The organism is Cellulosilyticum sp., assembly GCF_982396655.1.
The window spans coordinates 58,136-82,212 of record NZ_CEVXFV010000014.1 but is presented as its reverse complement, the minus strand read 5'-3'; the positions used below and the strand labels follow the sequence as shown (position 1 = coordinate 82,212).

The window sequence follows — 24,077 nt, the reverse complement described above, 5'->3', positions numbered from 1 at the left end:
ATTCAGAGATTTAAGGATGACATATTATGAAATATTTATTAGAATTATTTATTTATTTATTTACTATAAGCTTTTAAGTTATTTGCTGAAATTTTAATATGCAGATAATGTTAATTTAATAGTGAAGTGTTAAAGTTGATATATAAGAAATGGGAGATTAGAAGAAAGGAGAAAAAATTGAGGGGCGTTTACTAAGGATAGATTATTGAGAGAAGCTAAGGGAGAGGATATATTATGGTATTGAACATTGCACATCATGGTGCGAGTGTATATGCAAGGGAGAATACGATGGAAGCTTTTGAGAAGGCGATACAGCTTGGAGCAGATGGGATTAAGACGGATGTACAATTATCTAGTGATGGCGTAATGGTATTGATTCATGATGAACAATTAGGGCGTGTGGTAGAAGGAAATGGATGGGTTAAGAATCATAGCTTTTTGGAATTAAAGAGGTTAGGTGTGCCAAGTTTGGAGGAGTTACTGACATTAAGTAAGAAGAATAATTTGTTTTTAAATCTGGAACTTAAAAATAGTTTAGCACACTATGAAGGATTAGAGGAAAAGATAATAGATACCTTGTATCGCTATGATATGATGGAACAAGTGGTATTATCCAGTTTTAATCATTATTCATTGGTGAAGTGTAAACAAATAGATAATAGCGCACGAACGGCAATATTATGTGGGCAACCATTATATAGAGTAGAACGTTATTGTAGTTATGTAGGAGCTAATGGCATACATGCTAGCTATAAAAATATTACTAAAGAGATGGTGACGCAGGCAAATAAAGCAGATTTGGCAATAAGTGCGTATACTGTAGATGATGAAATGGAAATGAAACGGCTTATTAAGTTAGGTGTAGATATGATTATTACCAACTATCCTGATAAGTTAAAGGAAGTCATTAAGAAACGTGAAAGAAAGACTAGTTAGATTTTGGACAAGTGAAGAATAAAAAAGAAAAGAGGACTCTTTTGGCTTATATTATAGAAAAGGAGATGTCACGAAAAATTTATTTCGAGACATCTCCTCTTTTTGTATAGAGTAGGAAAGTAAGAAGAGTAAAGCATAAAGTAAGTAAAGATGCATAGTAATGATAGAAGAAAGAGAAGTGGAGACTAGAGGAGCATTGAAAATGAAAATAGTTAATTTAACTCAAAGCAGAGAACGGTATCCGGATATTGAGCTTATTAAAGTCGAGAGTGAAAGTGTATTTTTCTCAGTACAGGTTAATGAGGGGAAAAGATACTTTTATGAAGTTAGAAGATACGAAACTGAAAATAAGAGATCGGAGTTACTGTGGCGGTATGAACTAGGAGAAGATATATTTTATACACAAAAAGTATATATGGATGGCAATAAGATTATTATTGCAAAACTACAAGATAAGGGGCAAGTAGAGATAGAGGTATTAGATAAGACAACGGGGAAGTTTATTAAGGCAGAAAATATTTGGATAGGCGATATACAAGGGGAAGAGATTATAGCCATTAATCAAAGGTATTTCTTAGTTGGAGGAGAAAATAAGAAAGCGGAGAACATGTATTACTTATGTGATATAGAGGAGCAAACAAGTTATTTAGTAACAATGTTGAGACTTGTAGGAGGACTACCAGCAGGTCATGGATTAATTAGGCGATTGCCATGTTTCAAGAGACAGGGAGAAGAGTGGGTAATCTTTAATGAATCTTATATGGAAGATTATGAGTATGAGCAAATCTACGATTGTATTATGGCTAAAAACTTCGATGCAAGTCAGATTAGGGAAACTGAAGGATTGTATGTGCTTCCATTAACTACATTAATAGAAGGAATAAAGCAAAGGGAGGACATTATACCTTTTAGAGAAATAAAAAAACGATGGATTGATGGTTGGATACGTTATTTAGGTATAAAGAATGGGAATATTTATTATAGAGAAAAGGACTTTGAGACACAGATAGAAAATGTATATGCAGTGGATATAGAAAGTTTAGAAGAACGTATTGTATGTCAGATTAATCACCAGCAGTTAAATGGTGTTTTGCGATATGACCTAGAACAGATTTATGAGGATATTAGAGGGGAAGAAAAGAGATATGTAAGGGGACATTATGGTTTAGATAAAACTTTAGAGATTCCTATGCATAAAAGACTTCGATTTGAGGCGTATTTAGAGAATAGATATATTGTTACCTCATGGTGGTGGGAAAATGAGGTAGATGGTGTATATGAGTATAAAGAATTTGTAGGAATTCAAGATACACAAGGTGAAGGGATAGAGAAGCAGATGCTAGTTTATGAGGGGCAATGCTATGTGGAAGGAACAAGTGTGGTGATATATTGAGGGAAGACGAAGGGCAGAAAAGAGTAAAGCGAGAAAATTTAAAAGTGCGAATAGTGAAAGGGGAAGAAGATAGTAGGGCGTAAAAGGTGAAATAATGAAGTGACGGGGAAATGGTGAAAAAGATGGTGGGGAAGAGGAGATAAGATAAATAGGCTGGAGATATGGAAGGGGATGCTGTAAACTTATAGGTAAGTTGGCATCCTCTTTTTGATGGAGGATAGGATAAGTTAAATGAGAGAAAGAGAAGGAGGAGAAGGATGGAATTTATACCAGCGAAGACGATTGTGACAAGATGTAAGGGAAATGATTGGTTTGGCATTGACTATAAGATGAATATATATAAAGGGTGTAATCATGGCTGTATATATTGTGATAGTAGAAGTAGTTGTTATGGTATTGATAACTTTGATGAAGTTAGGGCTAAGAAGGATGCATTGCAGATTATAAGAGCGGAATTAAAGGGTAAGATTAGAACAGGTGTGGTTGGGACAGGCTCTATGTCAGATCCATATAATCCTATGGAAAGAAAGTATGGGTTAACCAGAGGAGGATTAGAATTAATTGCACAATATGGATTCGGTGTAGCTATAGCTACTAAAAGTCCTCTTATTACTCGGGATATAGATATTTTGAAACAAATTCAAAGAAATGCCCCTGTACTTGTGAAGATGACGGTAACGACTTGTGATGATGAATTATGTAAAATTATAGAACCGCATGTGGCACCTACGTCGCAAAGATTTGCAGCGATTAAGGAATTATCTGAAGCCGGAATTACATGTGGCTTATTATTAATGCCAGTATTACCTTTTATTGAAGATAATGAAGAGAATATATGTGAAATTGTAAGACAAGCAGCCTTTAATGGTGCGAAGTTTATTTATCCTGCCATTGGAATGACACTTAGAGAAAATCAAAGGGAATATTATTTTGAAGCATTAGAGAGGCATTTTCCTGGCGTGAAAGAAAAGTACATTACGCATTTTGGGAATAACTACGAATGTAGAAGCATAGAAATAGGGAAACTATGGAAAGTATTTACGACGCAGTGTACAAAGTATGGGCTCGCTTATAAGATGCAAGATATTATAAATTTATATCAAACACCTTATAAAGTTGAGCAGCTTACACTTTTTTAAAGAAAGCATTAACGTCTCTTTTTACGTCGCTTTTTCTTTTTGGGATGAAAGTTTGGCATTAGGTCAATGCGGCGTTTATAGAACGGGTAGAGAAAGGCAACGCCGCTACTACCTGGCCAGAATAAATCGAGTGCAACATGACTAAGCATACCAGTACCTAGTCCAAGAGCAAAGATTTCGAAACCAAATAAAGAGATTATAAGAACAAGACAAAAGATAAAGCATAACGAATGTGTTAAACTTCGATGTCCAAAATATCTATAAAGAGGTTTACTAATAAAAGGAATATAGCGACCTAATAGACTATAAGGATGATCAATATCTGGAAGCAGGCTTCCTAATATAATACTGATACTAAGCAAAATAATATTTAATGGGGTACGTGAAATTGAGAGGCTAGGTGTTAGAAATATAATTAAAATAAATGCAGTCACCATGCCACCACGTAGATGTCCTTTATAACCGGCCATAATAAGATACTCCTTTAGAATAAAAATATAGTATATTATGAGATAAAAGCATTGAGAAAGCAAGAAAAATGTCGTTTATATCTTATTTATAATCATAAGCTATGCTGTAGCTTATAGATGATTTAAAGAAGAGAGAGCTATATGTGCTTAAATATAGATTTCACATTTATAAAATTTAGTGATTGATTATATTATAGCTATGTGAAATGATTGAGAGAAACCTATTTATATAATGGCTCATTTAAAGTTATAGTTGGTTTCTTTATAGAAAAGTGCAAATAAAAGAATAGTTTAAATAAAAGCGTATTTAAAGAGGAGACTAATTAATGGGAAGAAAAGATAAAGTGTTTTTTGATAGTAGTGCGCAGGCGTGGAATGTACCAGAGAAAAATATTAGGATAGCAGATGAAGTAATTGAACGATTGAATATAAAACCAGATGAAAAGGTAATAGATGTAGGATGTGGGACAGGCGTTTTATATGATTTACTTACAGAAAGAGATGTAATGCACTATGTAGGAATAGATAGTTCTGAAAATATGTTAAAGGTATTTGCAGAAAGATTTCCTTTAGCAACATTAGTTTGTGTGGACTTTGAAGGAGAAATCTCACATATACAAGGCGAAAATGATTATTGTATTATATTTAATGTAGTACCACATTTTGAAAATCTCTTAAGAGTTTTTATGAATGCAAATGAGCTTTTAAAGACAGGTGGCCAATTAGTAATGGTACACTGCAGAACAAGAGAAGAGCTAAAGGCACATCATAAGGCTATTAACTATACCTCAGCTAAAGAGGAGCCAATTCCTTTAGATGATGAGTTAAAGGAATTATGCCGTAAAACAGGATTTGAAATAAAGATGATAGAAGATGAAAAATACTTTTATTTTGAATGCGTGAAGATATAAGTGTTTAGAAGTGAGGATATAATTGAAAGAGAAAATCTGATAAGGCAGATAGAACATATATAGCATAGAGATAAGGTGGGAAGTGTCTTGAAATAAATTTCATGACACTTCTTTCTTTATTTTCAGGGTAGGAAAGTTTGACTGGGGTTTTATTGAAAGAAGGTGTAAAATCATATAGTATAAAGATAACAATATTAATGCACTAGGGGAAAAAGGAGAAAGTTACATGGGAAATCCATTACATAAATTATTCAAGAAGTTGTTTACAGGACCGCAGAAGAAAGAAGCTGAAACTGTAAGCAATGTGCAGCCAGAATTAGAGCAAGAAGAAGGCATAATAGAAGAGAGCATATTAGAACAAGAAGAGAATACAGCAGAAGAAGAGATAGCATTAGAACAAGAAGAGAATACAGCAGAAGAAGAGATAGTACTAGAACAAGAAGAGAATACAACAGAGGAGATAGCACTAGAACAAGAAAAGAATACAACAGAAGAGATAGCACTAGAACAAGAAAAGAATACAGTAGAAGAAATAGCACTAGAACTAGAACAAGAGGAAAATACAGAAGAAGTAGTAGGAGTAGAAGAAAAGCAACCTTTACGAATTAAAGATTACATAGAAGATGAAACTGAAGAATTAGAAATTAATGAAGTAGTCATTGAAAGAGAGATTAGAGATTATATTACAACTAAGGCCTATGAAGAGAAGTTAATTAATGATATTGAAGAACAGGGAATTATACGAACAACACAAATAAATGGGCAAGTTGTAGCTTATATGCTAGACTATCCAGGCATGACGATAGTTAGAGCAAAGAGTTTCCTAAGCAAATTCAAGGGATACATTACGTTTAAATCAGTAGCTAGATTGTTTACCAGAGAGGAATGGGAAGCATTAGAAAATACATTAGACTGGCGTATTCATATTAAAATGCAGCCAGTATATAGTGAAGTTAAAATTAAGGATGTATTTAAAGAAAGCAGTTATGAACCACTCCATAAGCTAGCAAAGATTAAAGAGATTAGTAAGTTAGGTGAAATTACGACAGCATTTTTAGTGAGTTATAAAAATTACACAGGTGTAGGAACGAAGAAATATCAAAAGACGTTAGAGATATTAGCACGTTATGCTATGAAAGACAGTAGTTTTGCGTGTATAGGAATAGCACAAGAAGCAGCTGAAGCTATAGCGGATTATGAAATTTGTTTAGAATCACACCTATATGAAGTGTTTAATAATTCTACGTTAGGACAAATTGGGATAATTTATGGCATAGCTATAGATAACGGTTTAAAAAAGGTGAAACTAAAGCAGTTACAGCATAAATCCATAAATACTGCAAGCGGGCTTATCAATAGACCAGCATTAGAAAATGCATTAAAATCAATAAATCAAATTGTTGTGCCAAGTTTAGCCTTTGAGCAGTATGAAGATAGAGAAGGATTAGAAGTGCTGAAGTATCGTTTTGAGGAAGGATACAGTTTAGAAGAAACTGCAAATAAGTTAGGACAAACATTAGAAGTAACAAGTAAGCTCCAAATGCAAACATTAGAAGCACTTACTGAAATACTAAGAAGCAGTAAGCTTGTAGAAATTCTTACTTATTTAAATAAGGGAGATCATCATGTAGCCTTTAAAGTTGTAGAAACTGTTTTAGGAGAAAAAAACAGACAAATCATAAGTCTGATTAAATATAATGCATTTCATGATTTAGGATATAATCCGATATTGAATATGGTCTTTCTCCATGAAGAAGTAGGTGAAGAGCAGCTGATGGAGACATTAGCTGACAAATTACCAGAAGCTTTTGAGTTAACTACTTATGAGAAGACAATCGAGCAGGCAATAGGAGCAATTGGTATAAAAAAATGGGGGAAAGATGTAATTCCTAATTTATTAGAAGCAATGGGCTACAAGGCGAATGGGAGATTTTACAGTAAAGAGAGTATCTCAAGTAGCTATATTTTAGACATGATTTTTAGAGATAAATTCAAAAAGCCTGTTTATTTAGATGAAGACATGGTGGAACTTTTAGTAGAAGAAGCGAAAAAAGAATATAATTATGTCCTAGGAAATAATAAGCTGACAATAGAGCAAAAGATAAAGGAAGCTCAAGAGGTTGTACAGGTAGGTAGCAATACATATGTGCATAGTAGTCGATTAAAATGTAAGAAAGAGATTATTGATGAATTAGAAAATCATTTAATGGAAGTTGCTAAGACGGCAAGTAAGGTGAATGCCTATGATTTATATAATAAAATGAAGGATCAACTCAAGGGAAGCAGTATACAAGACCAATATGGTTTATATCATGTGATTTTCTATTATTTTGGACAGCGTTATAAAAAAGAAGGCGAAGGTAGCTTAAATATTATTTTAAGGGAAGAAAAACGAGAAAAAAACCAAATAGTAGGACTTGAGCAAGTGGCACCAAGATTACAGCAGCTTATTAATAAGTATATGGATAATGGATATATTAAAACGCAAGAATTTTTACAAGAAATACTAAAGCGAGAGGAATTACAGGAATTTCTACAAGTCAATCAATTAGATGATTATAAAGTAATAGCAAGTGTGTTAAAGCAAGTAGATGATACATTATTAGGTGGGGATGAGTTTTTATACCGTGTTAATAGTTTATATCAAAGTTTAGAAGAACTTGAAGCAGCACAGGTGTAGGAAGAGAGATCCCTAAAAGGTGGGAGAGTAAATGAAAGTAGTACCATTTAATAGACCAAAGGCCATATGGGAGATACTGAATGAATGTACGACGGCAGGCATATTAGATAAGCAGAAGGCAGTAGATAGGATAGACCCATTAGAGGAAGGACAAATTCGCATTTCAACGGCACTTTTAGATACTTTCTGTAGCGAAAGCCAAGAACAAGTAGAATGGGAAGTGAGTGCTATCTGTAATTTATTAAAACAAATTACGGAGAGACACTTAACTGAATGTAGGATTGTTCAGAAAAAGCTTAAACAAATGGATTTTAAGACATTAAGTGTAATGGGAGAATTAAGAGAGCGTGTAACAGAAGAATGCTTTACACATACAACTTATGAGATGTTTAAAAAGATTTTGTTTGAGACATCAGATAAGGAGATTTTTAAGCTGGCAATTACATTAACGACTATGGGTGAATGGTGCGAGGAACTTATTGAGGACTATATGATTATAGGACAAAATGAAGAATTCTCTAGATATATTTCTTATGGATTTACACACTGGATTACTAAGAAATCATTTGAAGAGGCCGCCTTTAGATTACTGGAGCTTAGTGAAGATTGGGGAGCGGTATATTTAACACAGTTACTTGTGGAGCAGAAAGAATTATTAAAAGACATCAATGTCCAACGTAACATATTAGTAGGGGCATTAAAAGAGAATACAATACAAATGGAACTAAGTACAAAGCTTACAAGCAGCTTAGACTTACCAAGATTATTTGAATTAGCTACAAAGGATCAGGAGCTTTTTAAACAGTTGGTGCAGCTTTTTAATTCGTTATTCTTCGATACAGGGATTTGGGAAGTAATAGAGGAGGATACGAGAATATTAGATGTTTATATAAAATATTTAGAAGAGACAAAGTTCGACACTTTAAAATTACTAGGAGCTAAAGATATATGCAGCTTTATAGAAGATGACGAAACAGAGCAATATATGGTAGAAGCGCATGGGCAAAGAGTATATGATAAGTTTAGAAAACGTGTATTAGCGCTATGGAAAGAAGTCTATTCAATACCACTACTTAAAAAGTGTATAGAAGAAGGTATAGGCTTATATAGCTGGTGCAATTTTATTAAAGAACATGGTGTAGTGGAGCTTATTGAGACTTGTAAGGAATTGTATAAAAAAGATAACGAGACGAATTGTATGATAGAAGATGTACTAATTACGATTGGTGACCTTGAAATAAAAAGGTATATTTATGGAAAGTTAAAGGCGATTGTAAATGATAAAGAACGTTTAGATGAAAAATATTCATATAGTAATCCGTGGGGAGCAACTTATGCACGCGAAAGCAGTATTATGAATAAAATTAAAGTTATAAGACAATTACCATTTGAGGAAGTGGCAGACTTTAATGCACAACTGTTAAGTGACTATAATCCGCAGGTGCGAAGTGAAGCGATTAATGTGCTCTATATGAGAAGTGAGGAAATGATTAAGGCACATGAAAATGTAGTGGAAAGACTTATAGATCGTTTAGGAGATAGTCCATTTTATATCCGAAATGATGCATTAAGATTATGTGAGGAGAAACATATTAAGATTTCAGTAGCACGTGCTAAAGAAATAGAGCAGCAGTGGCAAAGCAAAAATGAAAAAAATAATATGGAGTTCATGAAGGCATTTAAAGAAATTCAAGAGCGAATTATGAGTATCGTGCCTCCTAATAAGACATTATAGTAGTGAGGAAACTATCACTTATTAGAATGAAAGGAATAGACAAAATGTTAGTAGGCACATTACAAATTAAGTTACATGCACCTTATGTTCATTCTTTAAAAGAAAAGAGAATGATTGTAAAAAGTATTATGGGTAAGGTGAAAAATAAGTTTAATGTGGCAGTTTCAGAAATAGCAGAACAGGATATTCACCAAATTATTGTTATAGGTATTGCTTGTATTGCAGACCATACTGGAAATTGCGATAGTATTTTGGATCATGTGATAAGCTTTATAGAAGAAAACTCAGAGGCGCAGATGCTAGAAGTGATTCGAGATATTATGAGTACAGAGGAGTAAAATGTATGCATGGAAAAACTCCAAAAGGGGTCTGAAACAAGAAAGAAATATGCCATGTATAAGGATGAATTAGGGGAGCTTGGAGAAGAGATTCTTAAACTAAGGGTACCTAATAGATGGTAGAAAGTTTTATGGAAAAGTGTAAAATAGTATGATAATATAATAATATAATAATGAGAGCAAAGGGGCTAGTATCTGGGTAAAAGATTACTAGCTCTTTTTTTGCTAAGTAGCAGATTATAGAAAAAGTGTGACAACCTGAAGAGACACTTGAATTAATGAGGAGATGGGGTAAATGATATTATTAAAGGGAAATATTATTTATACTGCAGTGCCAGAGAAATTTGAAAGCTATCCACATAGCTATATTTTAGTAGAGGATGGTAAAGTAAAAAGTATTACTAAGGAAATTCCGGAAGGATATACGCAGGAGCAAGTGGAGGATTTGGGAGAAGCACTCATTATACCTGGATTTGTAGATATACATGTACATGCACCGCAGTGGGAGAATGCTGGAATTGGATATAGCAAGGAACTTATTCCTTGGCTTAATGAGTATACATTTCCTTTGGAAAGCCATTTTAAAGATATAGCATTTGCTAGAGATAAGTATAAAATCTTTGTAGGAGATTTAAAGAAAGTAGGTACTACGCGTGCTTGTGTTATGGCGAGCTGCCATAAGGAGGCAACAAGTGTTTTGATAGAGCTTTTTGAAAAGGCAGGACTAGGTGGTTATATTGGAAAGGTGAATATGGACCGAAACACATCAAAAGATTTAATAGAAGAAACGCAGGCTTCTGCAAGGGAAACAGAGGAGTTAATATTAGAAACACAGGATAAAGCTGAAAATCCATTAGTTAATTATATTGTGAGCCCACGATTTGTACCCTGTACAACGGGAGAGCTTATGGGGCAGTTAGGAAAACTGGCAGCCAAATATGATTTACCTGTACAGTCACATTTGGATGAAAATCGTAGTGAGGTAGCTTGGGTGAAGGAACTGCATCCTGAAAGAGAAAGTTTCACGGAAGTTTATGCACATTATGGTCTTTTAAGACAAGGAAAAACCATTATGGCACATTGCATTTATAATACAGAAGAAGAAATAGAGATGCTTAAGAAATATGATGTCATGGTAGCACATTGTGCACAGTCTAACTTTAATTTAGCGAGCGGTATTATGCCACTTAGACATTATTTAGATAAAGGGATTAAGGTAGGGCTAGGTTCAGATGTAGGAGCAGGCCATACCTTAGATATGAGAGCTCATATTGTGGCAACAGTGATGGCATCTAAGATGCACTGGGTAAATCACCTTGAAGACCAACCACTTAGTATCAGCGAGGCATATTATTTGGCAACTAAAGGAGGCGGACAATTCTTTGGGAAGGTAGGAAGCTTTGAAGAAGGGTATGAGTTTGATGCACTTATTGTGGAAGATGATTATTCAAGGGAAGATAGAAAACTAAGTTTGGAAGAGAGATTGGAGAAATTTATTTATACAGGAAGAACAGAGTGGCTTAAGAGAAGGTATGTGAGAGGAGAATTAATACATGTGTAAAGCCATAGCGGGTAGTATATGGGGGTGGTTATAAAGAAAAATGATACACCAGTACAGTCTATAACACCTAGTATAAATGGTGAGTGGGTGTGTAAAAAGTGTCAGAACAAGAATAAAAGCAGTGCTATGATTTGCAAGGTATGTGGACAATATAGATAGTGATTGATAATAGATAATCTTATGGATGAAGATATAGAACGAAGCGGCTTTAAAGGCGCTTGCAGATAGTGAAGAGTATAAATATAGAAGAAGTGAATATTACTTTTAAAGAGAAATAATATATAGGGGGATTAGTATGAAATACACATTTATTAAAGACTATAAAAATCAGGAAGAGGTTCGCAAAAGTTTTAGTGAACTGGCGAAAAAGACTTTTTGTATTAACTTTGAAAAGTGGTATGCCAAAGGATTATGGGGGGATAAGTACATACCTTATTCTTTAATGGATGGGGATAAGGTTATTTCAAATGTATCTGTGAATTTAATGACCTTTGAAATGGATGGAGAAGTTAAAAACTATATTCAGCTAGGGACTGTTATGACAGATAAGGCTTATAGAGGGCAAGGCTGTTTAAGATATTTAATGGAGGAGGTACTGGCTGAGTATGTAGGAAAGGTTGATGGAATTTACTTATTTGGCAATGATAGTGTGATTGAATTCTATCCTAAATTTGGTTTCAAGAAGGCTAGAGAATATAGCTATAGCAAAGAAGTACAGGCAGAAACAAGTACCTTAAAGATGAAATCTGTAGATATGACAAGGAGAGAAAATCTAGATAAGTTTTTAAAAACGGCACGAGAAGGAGCAAGCCAATATAGATTTCAGATGAGGGATAATGAAGGCCTTTTAGGGTTTTATGCAATGGACAGTGAAATGGTATATCAATTAGGATCTGAAGAAGTGTATGTGGTGGCAGAAGTAGAGGAAGATAAATTATTTATTCAAGACATTGTTGCAAGAAAAAAGGTAGCATTAGAGGAAGTGGTAGGAGCCTTTGGAAGCCAAATCAAAGAGGTGAGATTAGGATTTACGCCTTTTGAGGAGGAGGCAGTCAGCTATATAAGGGTAGAACATCATGAAGAAGACTGTACATTTTTCATAATGGGAGAAGATTTGAAGCAGGTAGAGGTAAGAAAGTTAATGTTTCCAGCGTTATCACATGCATAAGTGGATATAATAATTGATAGGTTAATGAAAAAAGCTATAAGACTAGGAATGTTACAAGTCTTATAGCTTTTTGATACTTAAGGCATTTAAGGAAGATAGCTTAAGGCCATACAACCAATCATAAGGATACTACAAATGACTTCAATAGCTCTAAAACGGTCCCCTTGTGCCTTAGAAATGGGTTTGCCAAGTAGTAGCCATATTCCAAAGCCTACGAGAAAAATATCATTTAAAGGTAGGAAGAATTTATAACGCGCAAAATAAAAAACAAGAATACAAGCAACAAATATAGTGATGAAGGCAAGCGGATGATTATAATCTAACTTATAAGTATGCTCTTTGACCTTCGCAGAAGGAGATTTGGATTTGAGAAGTTCTGCAATCTCACTCATGTTTTCAAAACCACATAGACGGACACTTTGACTAGAGGTTTGGATATCGATAGTGTTGACGTTGCCATTAGGTGCATATTTGATAGCAAGCTTTTGAATGAATTTAAATTGAATCGGGGGTTCGAGTACTTTTGATTTACGTTGAATAAAATCCTCACCTATGGTTAATGTATTTTCTTTGACTTTCTTAAGCATAATACGGCTTACAATGAAAATTTCAAGTTCTAAAAAGATAGAAACACAGCCAATAAAGCAGATGAAAAATTGAAAATTAAAAGGGGTATCAGTAGTATGTTGTACTAAAAATGTCATAAGACATATACCAATAGGGAGCATAATCATTGAAAGGAGATAGTTGACCTTACTTCTTTTAATGAACAGCTCAGATATTCTATAAGTTTGTGGTTGAAATTCAATTTGACTATTTAGTTCATTCATATAAAATCTCCTCTATGGATAAGATAAATAAATTATAACATGGACAAGAGAATATTAGAGTAAAAATTAAAAAAACAATACGAAATATGAATAACTAACAATAAGATTGCTCATAGTGTATAATGAATAAGAAACTAAATGTAAGAATAAAAAATGAACAACATAAAATAGAAAGTATATAGGTAAATTTAATGAAAAATTTTAAAATGGTTATTGAGTATGATGGAAGTCGTTATAAAGGCTTTCAAGTTCAAAGAGATACAGATCTTACAGTACAGGCTAAAATAGAAGCTGTACTTGAGAAGATGACGGAAGAAAAGATAGAGCTTATTTGCTGTGAGCGTACCGATGTAGGCGTACATGCAGAAAATTATGTAGCAAACTTTAAGACAGAATGTATTTTAAGTGAAGAGTGTATGTTAGATTACTTATATGAATTTTTACCAGAGGACATTGTAGTAAAGAGTTTAGAAGAAGTGGGTGAGCGTTTCCATGCCCGCTATAATGTAAAAGCTAAGACTTATGTTTATACAATTAATTGCGGAGCACGAAGAAATGTGTTTACGAGAAAGTATGTTCACCATATGGATTATGATTTTGACCTTGAAAATATGAGAGCAGTAGCTGCTATTTTTAAGGGAACTCATGATTTCCAAAGCTTCACAAGCTTAAAACCAAATGGTAAATCTACAATGCAGACTGTAAATGATATTGAAATCATTAAAGAAGGAAATATGATTCAAATTCGCATTACAGCAGATGACTTCTTACTTCATATGCCAAGAATGATTATTGGCGCACTTATTGAGGCTGGTAAAGGCACAATTACAGCAGAGCAGACACAAATTATAATGGATAAAAAACAAAGAGCGGCTGGTTATCCTATGGCGAAACCAAAGGCACTTTCATTAGTAGACGTGAAGTATTAAGAGAAACTCTTGATGTAGGCATTTAGTGATGCTTATGTTGAGAGTTTTTTGATTAGGATGTGTAGTTATAAGAGAAATTGGTTATAAGTAAGTAGAGTAACTTTTAAAGCAAAAGTTTTTAAGCTATAATTTAAAATAAGAATTAGCTAGTAAATTTAATAGAGTATTTAAATAGATATATATAATAGGAGCGTAAACATGATATCAAAATTCAATTTAGATGAGTTTTTATTAAAGTATCCATATACAATGAAGATGATAGAGGAAAATAATATAGATGTAGAAGAGTTATCAGCCATTTACAATGATTATATTGCCCATATGGATGCTTATCAAAATCATGGTGATTTCATTGCCAATATCTTGCGCTCACAAGAAAATATTCATACAGTGAAATCTAGGATGAAAGACCCAGATGGGCTTATTGAAAAGGTGATTCGAAAAACAGCAGATAGAAAACTTAAGTATGGAGAAGATTTTCAGTTTAATATAGCAAATTATAAGGATGAAATTAATGATTTAATTGGAATAAGGGTTATTCATATCTTCAAGGAGCAATGGCGAGAGATTCATGAATATATCGTAAATACATGGAAGGTTATTGAGATTACGGCTAATGTGAGGGAAGGGGATAATGTAGATGTGTTTAATGACCTCAATATAGAGGTGAGATCAAGGGCTTCAGGATATAGATCAGTACACTATCTCGTAGAATTTTATCCAACCAATCGCAGAGTTATTGCAGAGATTCAAGTGAGAACTATTTTTGAAGAAGGGTATGGGGAAATCGACCATCGTTTAAGATATTCTCATGTAGAGATTCCAGAAATCCTTAAATCTAATTTACTACTCTTTAACCGTATCATTGGAAGTGCGGATGAAATGGCTTCTCTTATTAACACACTCAGTAAGGAATGGTGTGAAAAAGAAGTAAATTATCAAAAGGTAATAGAGGAACAAAAACAGGAAATAGAAAGATTAAAGAAAAATAAAGATTCAAAGATTGCGCCATAAAAAGTAGAATATTTTTTGCTTATAATATAAAGTGGGTACCACAAAAATTTCATTTTTAGGTACCCATTTTTATTATTTTATAAGTCCTCACGAATGAGGAATGTATTGCCATCTTGGTCTTCAAAAGAAAACATTTTGCCATATGGCATGATTTGAAGCTCGCCAACTTTAACGCCGTTTTGTTTAAGCTGCTCATAAGTAGCAGCAATGTCTTTTGTGCTGAGAATGATATTTGGACAAGCTACATTGGCATCTGGTCTTTGAGCTAACATAAGTTGTTTTTCATAAAGAACGAAGCTTGTAAAAGCATCTGCACTAGGACCAACTTCTAGCCAAGTCATATTTGGTCCCATAGGTTGCTCAAGTTTAACAACAAAGTTCATTTTATCAAGCCAAAAGCTTTTAGCTTCTGCTTGGTTATTTACATATAAAGTAATTTTACCAATTTGATTAATCATAATATCCTCCTAAAAATTAAAAAGTGATAGTTAGGTTTTAGTATACCTAAAACAAGATATAAAATACAAGTTAAATACATATAATGGAAAAAGAGTTAATATTTCCTCCGGGAGGTAGCGTATGCTTGTAGCTATAACTGCTGATGGGCGAAATGTAGCGAGAGAGTTTGGAAAAACGAAGGCTTTTGAGATTTTTGAAATACAGAAAGGACGCCCTAGTGGCCGAATGTTAATTGATACTTCTGTTGGCGTAGCAGGAAAAGATTTATTATACATCTTACAAAATGAAGGTGTTGATACTTTGCTATGTAGCGCTATTACATCTGAAGAGCAACGTGAATTAGAAAAATATCAGATTAAAGTAATTACAGGTGCCAAAGGAAATACTAGAAATATTTTAAGTGCTTATTTAAGAAGTGAAAAAAATAAGTAGTATAAAAAAATAGGTAGCTAGTGCCTTGAGAAAAAAGAAAAAGATAATAGCTAATATAAAACAGGACTATATGCTTTCGCAATAGTCCTTGTTTTATATTGATATGTTTTAGGCAAATGTTAGAAGATGAGTTATTCGAGATTTAAGTGTTTGTTTAGGATGTAGTTAATAATAAAGAATAGAATTACATCTACTAAAAGGCTGCCAAGAATGCCGAGTGTACATAGCATGCCAGGAGAAAGAATAGAAAATGTATGCATAAATGTGCCACCTACAAACATAACAAGCATCTGAAGAATAGAATTAATGACAAAGAATGCTACAAAGGCTGTGATGCCACGATGTTTTGAGAAAACTGGAAGTTGGCCAATAGAAAGTGCTAAGTAGATTTCTAAGATAGAGCCCACGTAAGTGAATAATGCTATAAAGCAGAATGTAATCATCATCACAAGTGCTTGACGGAAGGCTTCTTCTTGCATAGCTGTACCAATAGCATTAGAGATAACATCCATTTGTGTAAAGAGGACAGTGAAGAATTCTTTTATAAAAGTAAAATTAAAGCCGCCCACTAAAATAATAAAGGTTATGATTGCAATAATACCGCTAATAATGGTCCAAAAAACAGTGATGAGCAGTTTTGACAAAATAAGCTGGTAAGGTTTTACTGGCAGTGTAAACATGAGATAGCCTTCATCACCTAAAAGATTCTTATTGAAGCGCTGAATAAGAACAACTAGAGTAAGCACACCTAGCGCAATAAAGAGACCAACCATAATCATTATCATAATGCCAAAACCAAAGCTGATATCATTTGTCATAAATAAGTTATTGATGATGGCTACTAAAACAAGTGCAATATAAAGTGGAACGAAAGTTCTACTTGTAGCTTTAAATTCATATTTTAATAATTTTCCTAACATGAAAATACCTCCCTAAATAAACTATCAATTGATTTTCCTTTTTCCTCTCTAATCTCGTCTACATTTCCTTGTAAAACAATATTACCTTTGGATAAGAAAATAACCTCATCACAGATTTGTTCAATTTCTTGAATAAGGTGTGTAGCGATAAGTATAGAACTTGTTTCGCTATAATTTTTAATAATCGTTTTTAGAATATAATCACGGCCAGCAGGGTCAACGCCGCCAATAGGTTCATCGAGGATATACAAGTCAGCTTCCCTAGACATAACTAAGATAAGTTGCACCTTTTCTTTTGTACCTTTTGAAAGTGTTTTAAGCTTTGCATTTAACTCGATATGAAGGTTACCAAGCATTTCAAGTGCACGATTATAATTAAAGTCATCATAGAAATCTTGGAAGAAATTAAGTAAGTCTTCTACCTTCATCCAATCATTGAGATAAGTACGTTCTGGTAAGTAAGAAATCACCTTTTTAGTAGCGGGCCCTGGGGCATTGCCTTTTATCTCAATTGTGCCAGCAGTGGGTTCAAGTAAACCATTAATAAGTTTAATCATTGTGCTTTTGCCACTACCATTAGGGCCAAGTAGGCCAATAATTTTACCACTAGGGATTGAAAAACTTACGTCTTCAAGGGCAACCTTTGAGCCATAAGATTTATGGATATTTTGTAATTTTAATAAGTTATCACTCATATTAATTCTCCTTTATATATGCATCAATTAATGGAATAAGTTCATTAGGGGCATACCCTAATTTAATAAGTGCAGTAATAAGCTCTTGCACTTTACTTTTGGCATATTCATCACGAATCGTTTGAATATAATCTTCATCTTCAGTAACAAAACGTCCTGAGGTACGCTTTGTAAAAACGAGATTTTGTGTTTCTAATTCTGCAAGGGCACGTTGCATGGTGTTCGGATTGACACCAGCTTCCTCTGCAAAATCACGAACGGAAGGTAATTTACTGCCAACAGGAAGTTCTTTTGAAATAATTTTGAGTTTAAGCATCTCTACAAGTTGAATATAGATTGGCTTATCGCTATCAAATTTCCATGTCATATTGTTGTCTCCAAACTGTATTAAAGGATTAATACAATAATACGCCTGGACGTTTTAATTTGTCAAGGAGTTAAATTTAGGAAATAACTAAATGCCTTGAAACTCATAGTACATAAAATTATTTAGCATAGGGTATAAATAAGAGAGAGTATAAGCCCAAAGTGTATTACGGCGTACATACAAGGTAGAAGGGATTGTGACATCAATGAGAAATATCATCAAACGTATAGGCATAGTACTTGCATGCATAGTAAGTATTTATATAGCAATGGGAGAAGGGGTAAGAGCTACCGCAGTGAATGATTCCAAAGAATATGTGCTATTAGGCGCCAATGATTTAGGCATGCACTGTATACAGCAGGATTATTCAAGTTTTATGATTTTACCACCAGCTAATAATATTCGTGTACAGGTTTTTGAAAAAGGACAGACTAAGAATAGGTTAGTAACTGATGGCATTAAGGTGAGTTATGAAATGATTGATAATACGACATCTGTAGGTAAAAGCAACTTCTGGCAATATGCTAAGGACTATGGATATAATGTATCAACTAACATAGGCATAACGGGAAATGGTTTAGCAGGTGAGATGAAATTATCTGAAGATCAAAGGTACTTTGAGGCTACTGCTGTACCCGTTACCCCATATAACGATGGCAGTAAAGTACGTAATCCGTATCAGCTCGTTAAGGTAACAGTAACAGATACTAAGACAGGTAAAGAATTAGCAATGACAGATAAAATTGTAGTTCCAGTTTCTGATGAAATGGATTGTGGCATCTGTCATGGTGAAAATAATACAGACCTTAATATTTTAAAAGCTCATGATAAATTATCAGGGACAAGTTTAGTCGCAGATTTAATGAAGGGTGAACGTCATAAATGTGCAGATTGCCACGAAGACAATGCAATAGGAGAAAAAGGAAAAGAAGATATATTACCTCTTTCTGAGGCAATACATGCTTTTCATGCAGATAAAGTGGAAGTGTCACCTATTCAAGATCCGGTCTGCTATAGCTGTCATCCAGGTGTAGAAACACAATGCTATCGCGGTGTGATGAAAAAAGAGGGGATTGCCTGTGGCGATGAGGATTGTCATGGCGGAGTAGCACAAGTGGCTAAAAGCCAGTCTGAAGGTAGACAAGCTTGGCTACAAGAGCCTAATTGTCAAGAATGTCATGGGGAGAAATATGCAAATAATGAAGGAAAGTTGTATCGTAATTCATATCTAAATAATTCACCAGCCCAAGAGATGAATGGAAAGGTTCAGTGTATTTCTTGTCACAATGGCCCTCATGCAGAGTGGGAATCTACCCTTGAAATAGATAATAAGTTACCTGAAAGTATACAAGGTGAAGCAGGACCTATTGAAAAATGTAGCGTCTGTCATAATAACAAAAAACAAGGTAAGGTGCATCATAGCTTAACTAAAGAGCAAAGAAAAGTGATGCAGGAAAATAAGAAGGCAAGAGAAGGAAAGGCGGAAAGTAAGATAAATATATTCAAAAGTTTATTTAAGAAATATAGAGAAACCAGCTAAAAACTTGAAATATATCTAGGTAAATAGGTTTCTCCCAATGATTTCACATGACTAAAAACTAGGACTAATCAAATTTTATAAATGTGAAATCTATAGGAAAGATAGAAAAACAGCAGGAGGAAAAGTATGTTAAGAGCGGAAGATTTGTTGATTGCTATAAGTGTTATTGCATGTGGGGCAAGTGGTTTATGTTATGCAAAAAATAAGGGGGATAAAGTATGTAGAGATAGAGCTTATAGATTGTGGCGTTTAGGCATGATAGGTATAGGGACTGCATTTATGTTGATGCTATGCTATTTAGTAAATCATTACTTTAGCTTTAAATATGTCTACGAACACACTAATTTGGAATTGCCTTTTATATACTGTATCTCTGCCTTATGGGCAGGGAAGGAAGGTTCATTTTTATTATGGGGATTTATATTAGTGCTGATGGGATACATGGTTTTAAATATAAGTTATGTTAAGGACCTAAAGCATCAAAGAACATTTCCTGTTTACGCAGGAATTACAGTAGCTATACTTACCATGAGTTTCGTTGTAAGGCCTTTTAAAGTATTAAATGCAATACCGGCAGATGGAAAAGGGTTAAGTAAAGCTCTTCAAGATCCTTGGATGGTAGTACATCCACCACTTGTATTTATAGGTTATACTGCTATGGCGATTGTGTTTGCATTAGGGATGAATCGTTTAGAGGGAGGAGACTATGAGGAGGTTATAAAAAACTGGGCAAGGAAAAGTATGCTTTTTCTAGGACTTGGTATTATGACTGGGAGTGTCTGGGCGTATCGCGCCTTAGGTTGGGGTGGATATTGGGCATGGGATCCTATTGAAAATATAGCTTTGGTACCATGGCTACTTTTATGTGCGTATAGTCATATAAACAAAAATAAATTGGCAAAACAAAATGGTGATTTTCGTAGCTTTAGCAACGAAAAAGGAAAAAATATTAACTGGACAAGAGATAAGTGTATTTTGCCGTTTATTATTGCTGCATTTGGTACATTTTTAGTAAGGAGTGGACTTTTAGCAAATGCATCTGTACACGCTTATGTAGGCGAGATGGCAAGAGGAAGATTCATTATACTAGGTATATTTGTAGTTTGTATCATAGGCATAATAGGTGTTAGAGGCTTTAGACAGCTTAAGAAGCAAAAGGGGCAAGGGCTAACAAGAAGAACATTAGATTATATAGCATGCTTTAGAGTCATGACGTGTATTTATGCGTATGCGATTTTAATTGGAACCATATGCCCTTTATTTATAAAAGTACAAGTTCCTATGCACTTTTACAATAGATTAACTATAGGTTATGTGATTGTTAATGGCCTATTAATTTTAGGTATAGAACGTCAAAAAATTGGTAAAAAATTGAGTGTGGTTTTGGTATTGGGAGCAGTTATAAGTGTAGCTATGGCACGATATTTTGATTATAGAAGTGTGGGGCTTACATTAGTTTTATGGATTGTACTGATTCCTCTTTTAGGATATATCTTAACAGGGCTGAAAGGAAGAAACAGGTATTATTATTGGACACATCTGCTGCTATTAGTGATGTTGGTAGGTGGTATTACTTCAGCAGGCATGGGAGGAAAGTTTATGAAAGCAGCTGAAGAACAAGCGCCAATGAGTATATTTTCTAGGATGTTGGAAGACCGAGTAATAGAACAGCCAAAGGGGACTAATTTACATGAAAAAGATAGTATAATAATTTATACGACAAAACCACTTATTAGTTTGTTTTGGATAGGAAGTTTTGGACTTCTAGGAGTTATGGTAATTGAAAATGCCAGAAGAGGGGAAAGTAAATAGTGAAAAATAAAAGGTGAAGGAGAGCGGTAAGATGAATGAACGATATGATATAGCTATTATTGGAACAGGACCAGCAGGACTATCAGCAGCAATTAATGCTAAGATTCGTAATAAGAAATTTATTATATTTGGGAATAAAAATTTTAGTACTAAATTAGAGAAGGCACATCAAATCGACAATTATTTAGGACTACCAGCTAAAAGCGGTGTCGAGATTCAAGCTGCATTTAGGGAACATATGGAGCAAATGGAGATTACGATTACGGAGCAAAAGGTTACAAATGTTTATCAGATGGGTGATTATTTCGTAGTTATGGCCAACAATGAGATGTATGAAACCGAAGCCGTTATTTTAGCAACAGGTATGCAGGCGGGTAGAATGCTTGAAGGCGAAGAACAATTCCTTGGAAGAGGCGTAAGCTACTGTGCAACTTGTGATGGGGGATTATACCGTGGAAAAACTGTAACGGTTATTGGTTATGATAAACGTGAGGAAGAAGAAGTAGATTTCTTAGCAGGATTAGCTGCTAAAGTATATTATGTACCAATGTATAAAGAACCTGTAGAAGTAGTAGAAAATGTAGAGATTATCAATGATAGACCTGTCAAAATTGAAGGCGAAAATCAAGTAAGCAAATTAGTGCTAAAAGATACTGAACTAGAAACTGATGGTATTTTTATACTTAGAGCTAATATCAGCCCAAGCACATTACTACCAGGTATTGAATTAGATGAGCAACATGTGAAGGTAGATCGCACAATGAAAACAAGTATCCCAGGTTGCTTTGCAGCAGGGGATATTGTAGGAAAACCTTATCAATATATTAAGTCAGCAGGTGAAGGAAATATTGCGGCTTTATCAGCAGCAAGTTATGTAGACGCCAAAAAGAAAGGATTAAGGTAGTAGATTAAATCAAAATGGAAAGAGGAGATGTTAGCAGTTGATAACTTAAAATTAACTGCATATAATACTATTAATTTAATAAACGACATAACGAAGACTTATAGCGTAAGCTATATTTCGGCGTATAAGATTAAGAAAAGCTATGATAAGAACAAGTAGTAGTCAGTAAGGCATACAGAAAGTTACCGGTGAGTGTTTTTACTCAATTGATGAGAGGTGCATGACAAACTGATTATGAATACATCTTTGAGCTTCACACCGAATCAGAAATGTAGTAGGCTGTGACGGATTCCTGCACACGTTATAGTGCTAGAGTATAACCTCTCAATTTGGGAGGCGTACTTGAAGAGGTAGGTAGCGTGAGCTACCTATAAACCTAAGGTGGTAACACGAGAGCGGCTAAAGCACCTCGTCCTTTGGAAACAAGGGACGAGGTGCTTTTTTGTCGTAGGTAAAAAAATTTCAAATTAATTTTAAACAAGGGGTGATATTTTATGAAAAAATCTATTGAGGAACAAATTAAAATCATTACTAAAGGTGTAGCAACAGTTGTTAATGAAGAGGACTTAAGAAAAAAGCTGGAGAAGAGTGAAAAGGAGAATAAGCCTTTAGTGATTAAGTTAGGCTTAGACCCTAGTGCGCCAGATATTCATTTAGGGCATGCAGTAGTACTTCGCAAAATCAAGCAGATGCAGGACTTAGGACACCGCGCTGTGATTATCATTGGTGATTTTACAGGGAAGATAGGTGACCCTACAGGTAAGTCTAAGGGCAGAAAAGCATTAACAGATGAGCAAGTATTAGAAAATGCTAAGACTTATGAAAAACAGATTTTTAAGGTGCTTGATAGAGATAAGACAGAAGTGCGTTTTAATAGTGAGTGGCTCAGTAAATTGAACTTTGAGGATGTTTTAAAATTAGCGGCAACAACGACAGTAGCGCGTATGCTAGAACGAGATGATTTCCAAAACCGCTACAAAAACAATATTCCAATTGGTGTACATGAATTCTTTTACCCATTAATGCAAGCCTTTGACTCGGTGACATTAGAGGCAGATATTGAACTTGGTGGAACGGACCAGACCTTTAATATTCTGATTGGAAGAACACTTCAAAAGACTATGGGACAGGATGCACAGGTTGCATTATTTATGCCAATATTAGAAGGGCTTGATGGCGTGGAGAAAATGAGTAAGAGCCTAGGTAACTATATTGGTGTAAATGAGCCGGCACATATTATGTTTAAAAAGGTGATGGAAGTGCCAGATGCGCTTATTATCAAATATTTTGAACTTGCTACAGATGAGCATCCTGACCGTATTAAAGAAATTCAAACTGCACTTGAAGAAGGTAAGAATCCTAGAGATGTAAAATTTGAGTTAGCTCAAATTATTACGGGATTATACCATACAACAGATGAAGTCAAGGAAGCTGAGAAATACTACGAAGAAGCCTTTAGTAAAAAGGCTATTCCAGACCAGATTCCAGAAATGAAGTTAGGTGAAGCATCAGAAATGCAGTTAGTTCAGTTAAGTCCTATATTGGTGGCAGAGCAATATGTAGCCAGTGGCAGTGAGTTTAGACGCCTTATTTTACAAGGTGGGGTAAGAATTAACCAAGAAGTTGTAAAGACGTTAGAGACAACAGTTAAGGTGGGAGATGTACTGAGAATCGGTAAAAAGAAATTTATAAGGCTTATATAGAGAAACCAACTAAAACCTTGAAATATACATGTAGATAAATAGATTTCTCTCAATGATTTCACATTACTAAAAGTCATGAATAACTAAAATTTATAAATGTGAAATCTATGGGGAGGTATCAAAAAATACAAAATAAATTTT

The 24,077-nt window shown here is 34.3% G+C and carries 23 protein-coding genes; 17 read left to right on the top strand and 6 right to left on the bottom strand.

The window, feature by feature from the left end; translation table 11 throughout:
- Positions 1-234: 234 nt before the first annotated feature.
- From AC1VAQ_RS08310 to AC1VAQ_RS08300, 3 genes are all read left to right on the top strand, one after another.
- Complete coding sequence (locus AC1VAQ_RS08310) at positions 235-936, top strand: glycerophosphodiester phosphodiesterase family protein (protein WP_303243999.1); 702 nt, start codon at positions 235-237, stop codon at positions 934-936.
- A gap of 202 nt (positions 937-1,138) precedes the next feature.
- Entirely contained in the window at positions 1,139-2,329 is a 1,191-nt protein-coding gene (locus AC1VAQ_RS08305; RefSeq protein WP_479903787.1) for a hypothetical protein, read from the top strand.
- Between the two features lie 257 nt (positions 2,330-2,586).
- Positions 2,587-3,468 carry an SPL family radical SAM protein gene (locus AC1VAQ_RS08300; protein ID WP_302595785.1) on the top strand — a complete coding sequence of 294 codons (882 nt, stop codon included), beginning with the start codon at positions 2,587-2,589 and terminating at the stop codon, positions 3,466-3,468.
- A gap of 8 nt (positions 3,469-3,476) precedes the next feature.
- Here AC1VAQ_RS08300 and AC1VAQ_RS08295 read toward each other — a convergent pair whose 3' ends face one another.
- Positions 3,477-3,938, bottom strand: a complete 462-nt coding sequence (locus AC1VAQ_RS08295; protein WP_302595783.1) for a metal-dependent hydrolase — start codon at positions 3,936-3,938, stop codon at positions 3,477-3,479.
- Between the two features lie 326 nt (positions 3,939-4,264).
- Between AC1VAQ_RS08295 and AC1VAQ_RS08290 the strand changes: the two genes are divergently transcribed.
- The 7 genes from AC1VAQ_RS08290 to AC1VAQ_RS08260 all read left to right on the top strand — a co-directional run bounded on the left by AC1VAQ_RS08290 (position 4,265) and on the right by AC1VAQ_RS08260 (position 12,331).
- Positions 4,265-4,849, top strand: a complete 585-nt coding sequence (locus tag AC1VAQ_RS08290) for a class I SAM-dependent methyltransferase (RefSeq protein ID WP_302595780.1) — start codon at positions 4,265-4,267, stop codon at positions 4,847-4,849.
- A gap of 226 nt (positions 4,850-5,075) precedes the next feature.
- The gene (locus AC1VAQ_RS08285; RefSeq protein WP_479903786.1) at positions 5,076-7,529 is read left to right on the top strand and encodes a hypothetical protein; all 2,454 of its coding nucleotides are present in this window, start codon (positions 5,076-5,078) and stop codon (positions 7,527-7,529) included.
- 31 nt (positions 7,530-7,560) lie between these two features.
- Positions 7,561-9,264 carry a HEAT repeat domain-containing protein gene (locus tag AC1VAQ_RS08280; RefSeq protein ID WP_302595777.1) on the top strand — a complete coding sequence of 568 codons (1,704 nt, stop codon included), beginning with the start codon at positions 7,561-7,563 and terminating at the stop codon, positions 9,262-9,264.
- A gap of 26 nt (positions 9,265-9,290) precedes the next feature.
- Complete coding sequence (locus AC1VAQ_RS08275; RefSeq protein WP_479903785.1) at positions 9,291-9,602, top strand: DUF503 domain-containing protein; 312 nt, start codon at positions 9,291-9,293, stop codon at positions 9,600-9,602.
- A 295-nt stretch (positions 9,603-9,897) separates the two neighbouring features.
- Positions 9,898-11,163, top strand: a complete 1,266-nt coding sequence (locus tag AC1VAQ_RS08270; RefSeq protein WP_479903784.1) for an amidohydrolase family protein — start codon at positions 9,898-9,900, stop codon at positions 11,161-11,163.
- An 18-nt stretch (positions 11,164-11,181) separates the two neighbouring features.
- Positions 11,182-11,322: a hypothetical protein gene (locus AC1VAQ_RS08265; protein WP_302595773.1), complete on the top strand. Its 141-nt coding sequence runs from the start codon at positions 11,182-11,184 to the stop codon at positions 11,320-11,322.
- Positions 11,323-11,458: 136 nt separating this feature from the next.
- Positions 11,459-12,331, top strand: coding sequence for a GNAT family N-acetyltransferase (locus AC1VAQ_RS08260; protein WP_302595771.1), 873 nt, complete (start codon positions 11,459-11,461; stop codon positions 12,329-12,331).
- Positions 12,332-12,417: 86 nt separating this feature from the next.
- Here AC1VAQ_RS08260 and AC1VAQ_RS08255 read toward each other — a convergent pair whose 3' ends face one another.
- Entirely contained in the window at positions 12,418-13,161 is a 744-nt protein-coding gene (locus AC1VAQ_RS08255; RefSeq protein WP_303243997.1) for a hypothetical protein, read from the bottom strand.
- 191 nt (positions 13,162-13,352) lie between these two features.
- Here AC1VAQ_RS08255 and truA point away from each other — a divergent pair, with 191 nt between their 5' ends.
- Entirely contained in the window at positions 13,353-14,090 is a 738-nt protein-coding gene (gene truA / locus AC1VAQ_RS08250) for a tRNA pseudouridine(38-40) synthase TruA (RefSeq protein ID WP_302595768.1), read from the top strand.
- A gap of 198 nt (positions 14,091-14,288) precedes the next feature.
- Complete coding sequence (locus tag AC1VAQ_RS08245) at positions 14,289-15,104, top strand: RelA/SpoT domain-containing protein (protein WP_302595766.1); 816 nt, start codon at positions 14,289-14,291, stop codon at positions 15,102-15,104.
- Positions 15,105-15,181: 77 nt separating this feature from the next.
- Here AC1VAQ_RS08245 and AC1VAQ_RS08240 read toward each other — a convergent pair whose 3' ends face one another.
- Complete coding sequence (locus tag AC1VAQ_RS08240) at positions 15,182-15,562, bottom strand: VOC family protein (RefSeq protein ID WP_302595763.1); 381 nt, start codon at positions 15,560-15,562, stop codon at positions 15,182-15,184.
- A 121-nt stretch (positions 15,563-15,683) separates the two neighbouring features.
- On the opposite strand from AC1VAQ_RS08240, the gene AC1VAQ_RS08235 reads away from it, so the two are divergent.
- Complete coding sequence (locus AC1VAQ_RS08235; protein WP_302595762.1) at positions 15,684-15,995, top strand: NifB/NifX family molybdenum-iron cluster-binding protein; 312 nt, start codon at positions 15,684-15,686, stop codon at positions 15,993-15,995.
- A 131-nt stretch (positions 15,996-16,126) separates the two neighbouring features.
- Here the strand turns inward: AC1VAQ_RS08235 and AC1VAQ_RS08230 are convergent, their stop codons facing one another.
- Genes AC1VAQ_RS08230 through AC1VAQ_RS08220 form a run of 3 tightly spaced genes read right to left on the bottom strand, consistent with a single transcriptional unit; the run spans position 16,127 to position 17,977 of the window.
- Entirely contained in the window at positions 16,127-16,915 is a 789-nt protein-coding gene (locus AC1VAQ_RS08230; RefSeq protein ID WP_303243995.1) for an ABC transporter permease, read from the bottom strand.
- Entirely contained in the window at positions 16,909-17,610 is a 702-nt protein-coding gene (locus AC1VAQ_RS08225; RefSeq protein ID WP_302595757.1) for an ABC transporter ATP-binding protein, read from the bottom strand. Before AC1VAQ_RS08225 ends, AC1VAQ_RS08230 begins: the two co-directional genes overlap by 7 nt.
- A 1-nt stretch (position 17,611) precedes the next feature.
- A complete protein-coding gene (locus AC1VAQ_RS08220; protein ID WP_302595755.1) occupies positions 17,612-17,977 on the bottom strand; it encodes a GntR family transcriptional regulator in 366 nt (121 codons plus the stop codon).
- Between the two features lie 196 nt (positions 17,978-18,173).
- Between AC1VAQ_RS08220 and AC1VAQ_RS08215 the strand changes: the two genes are divergently transcribed.
- The 4 genes from AC1VAQ_RS08215 to tyrS all read left to right on the top strand — a co-directional run bounded on the left by AC1VAQ_RS08215 (position 18,174) and on the right by tyrS (position 23,936).
- Positions 18,174-19,517: a cytochrome c3 family protein gene (locus AC1VAQ_RS08215; RefSeq protein WP_330697482.1), complete on the top strand. Its 1,344-nt coding sequence runs from the start codon at positions 18,174-18,176 to the stop codon at positions 19,515-19,517.
- A gap of 126 nt (positions 19,518-19,643) precedes the next feature.
- Positions 19,644-21,329, top strand: a complete 1,686-nt coding sequence (gene ccsA / locus AC1VAQ_RS08210) for a cytochrome c biogenesis protein CcsA (protein WP_302595753.1) — start codon at positions 19,644-19,646, stop codon at positions 21,327-21,329.
- A gap of 31 nt (positions 21,330-21,360) precedes the next feature.
- Positions 21,361-22,233 (top strand): NAD(P)/FAD-dependent oxidoreductase, encoded by an 873-nt coding sequence (locus AC1VAQ_RS08205; protein WP_303243994.1) that lies wholly within the window; start codon positions 21,361-21,363, stop codon positions 22,231-22,233.
- Between the two features lie 494 nt (positions 22,234-22,727).
- The gene (gene tyrS, locus AC1VAQ_RS08200; protein ID WP_302595749.1) at positions 22,728-23,936 is read left to right on the top strand and encodes a tyrosine--tRNA ligase; all 1,209 of its coding nucleotides are present in this window, start codon (positions 22,728-22,730) and stop codon (positions 23,934-23,936) included.
- Positions 23,937-24,077 lie beyond the last annotated feature (141 nt).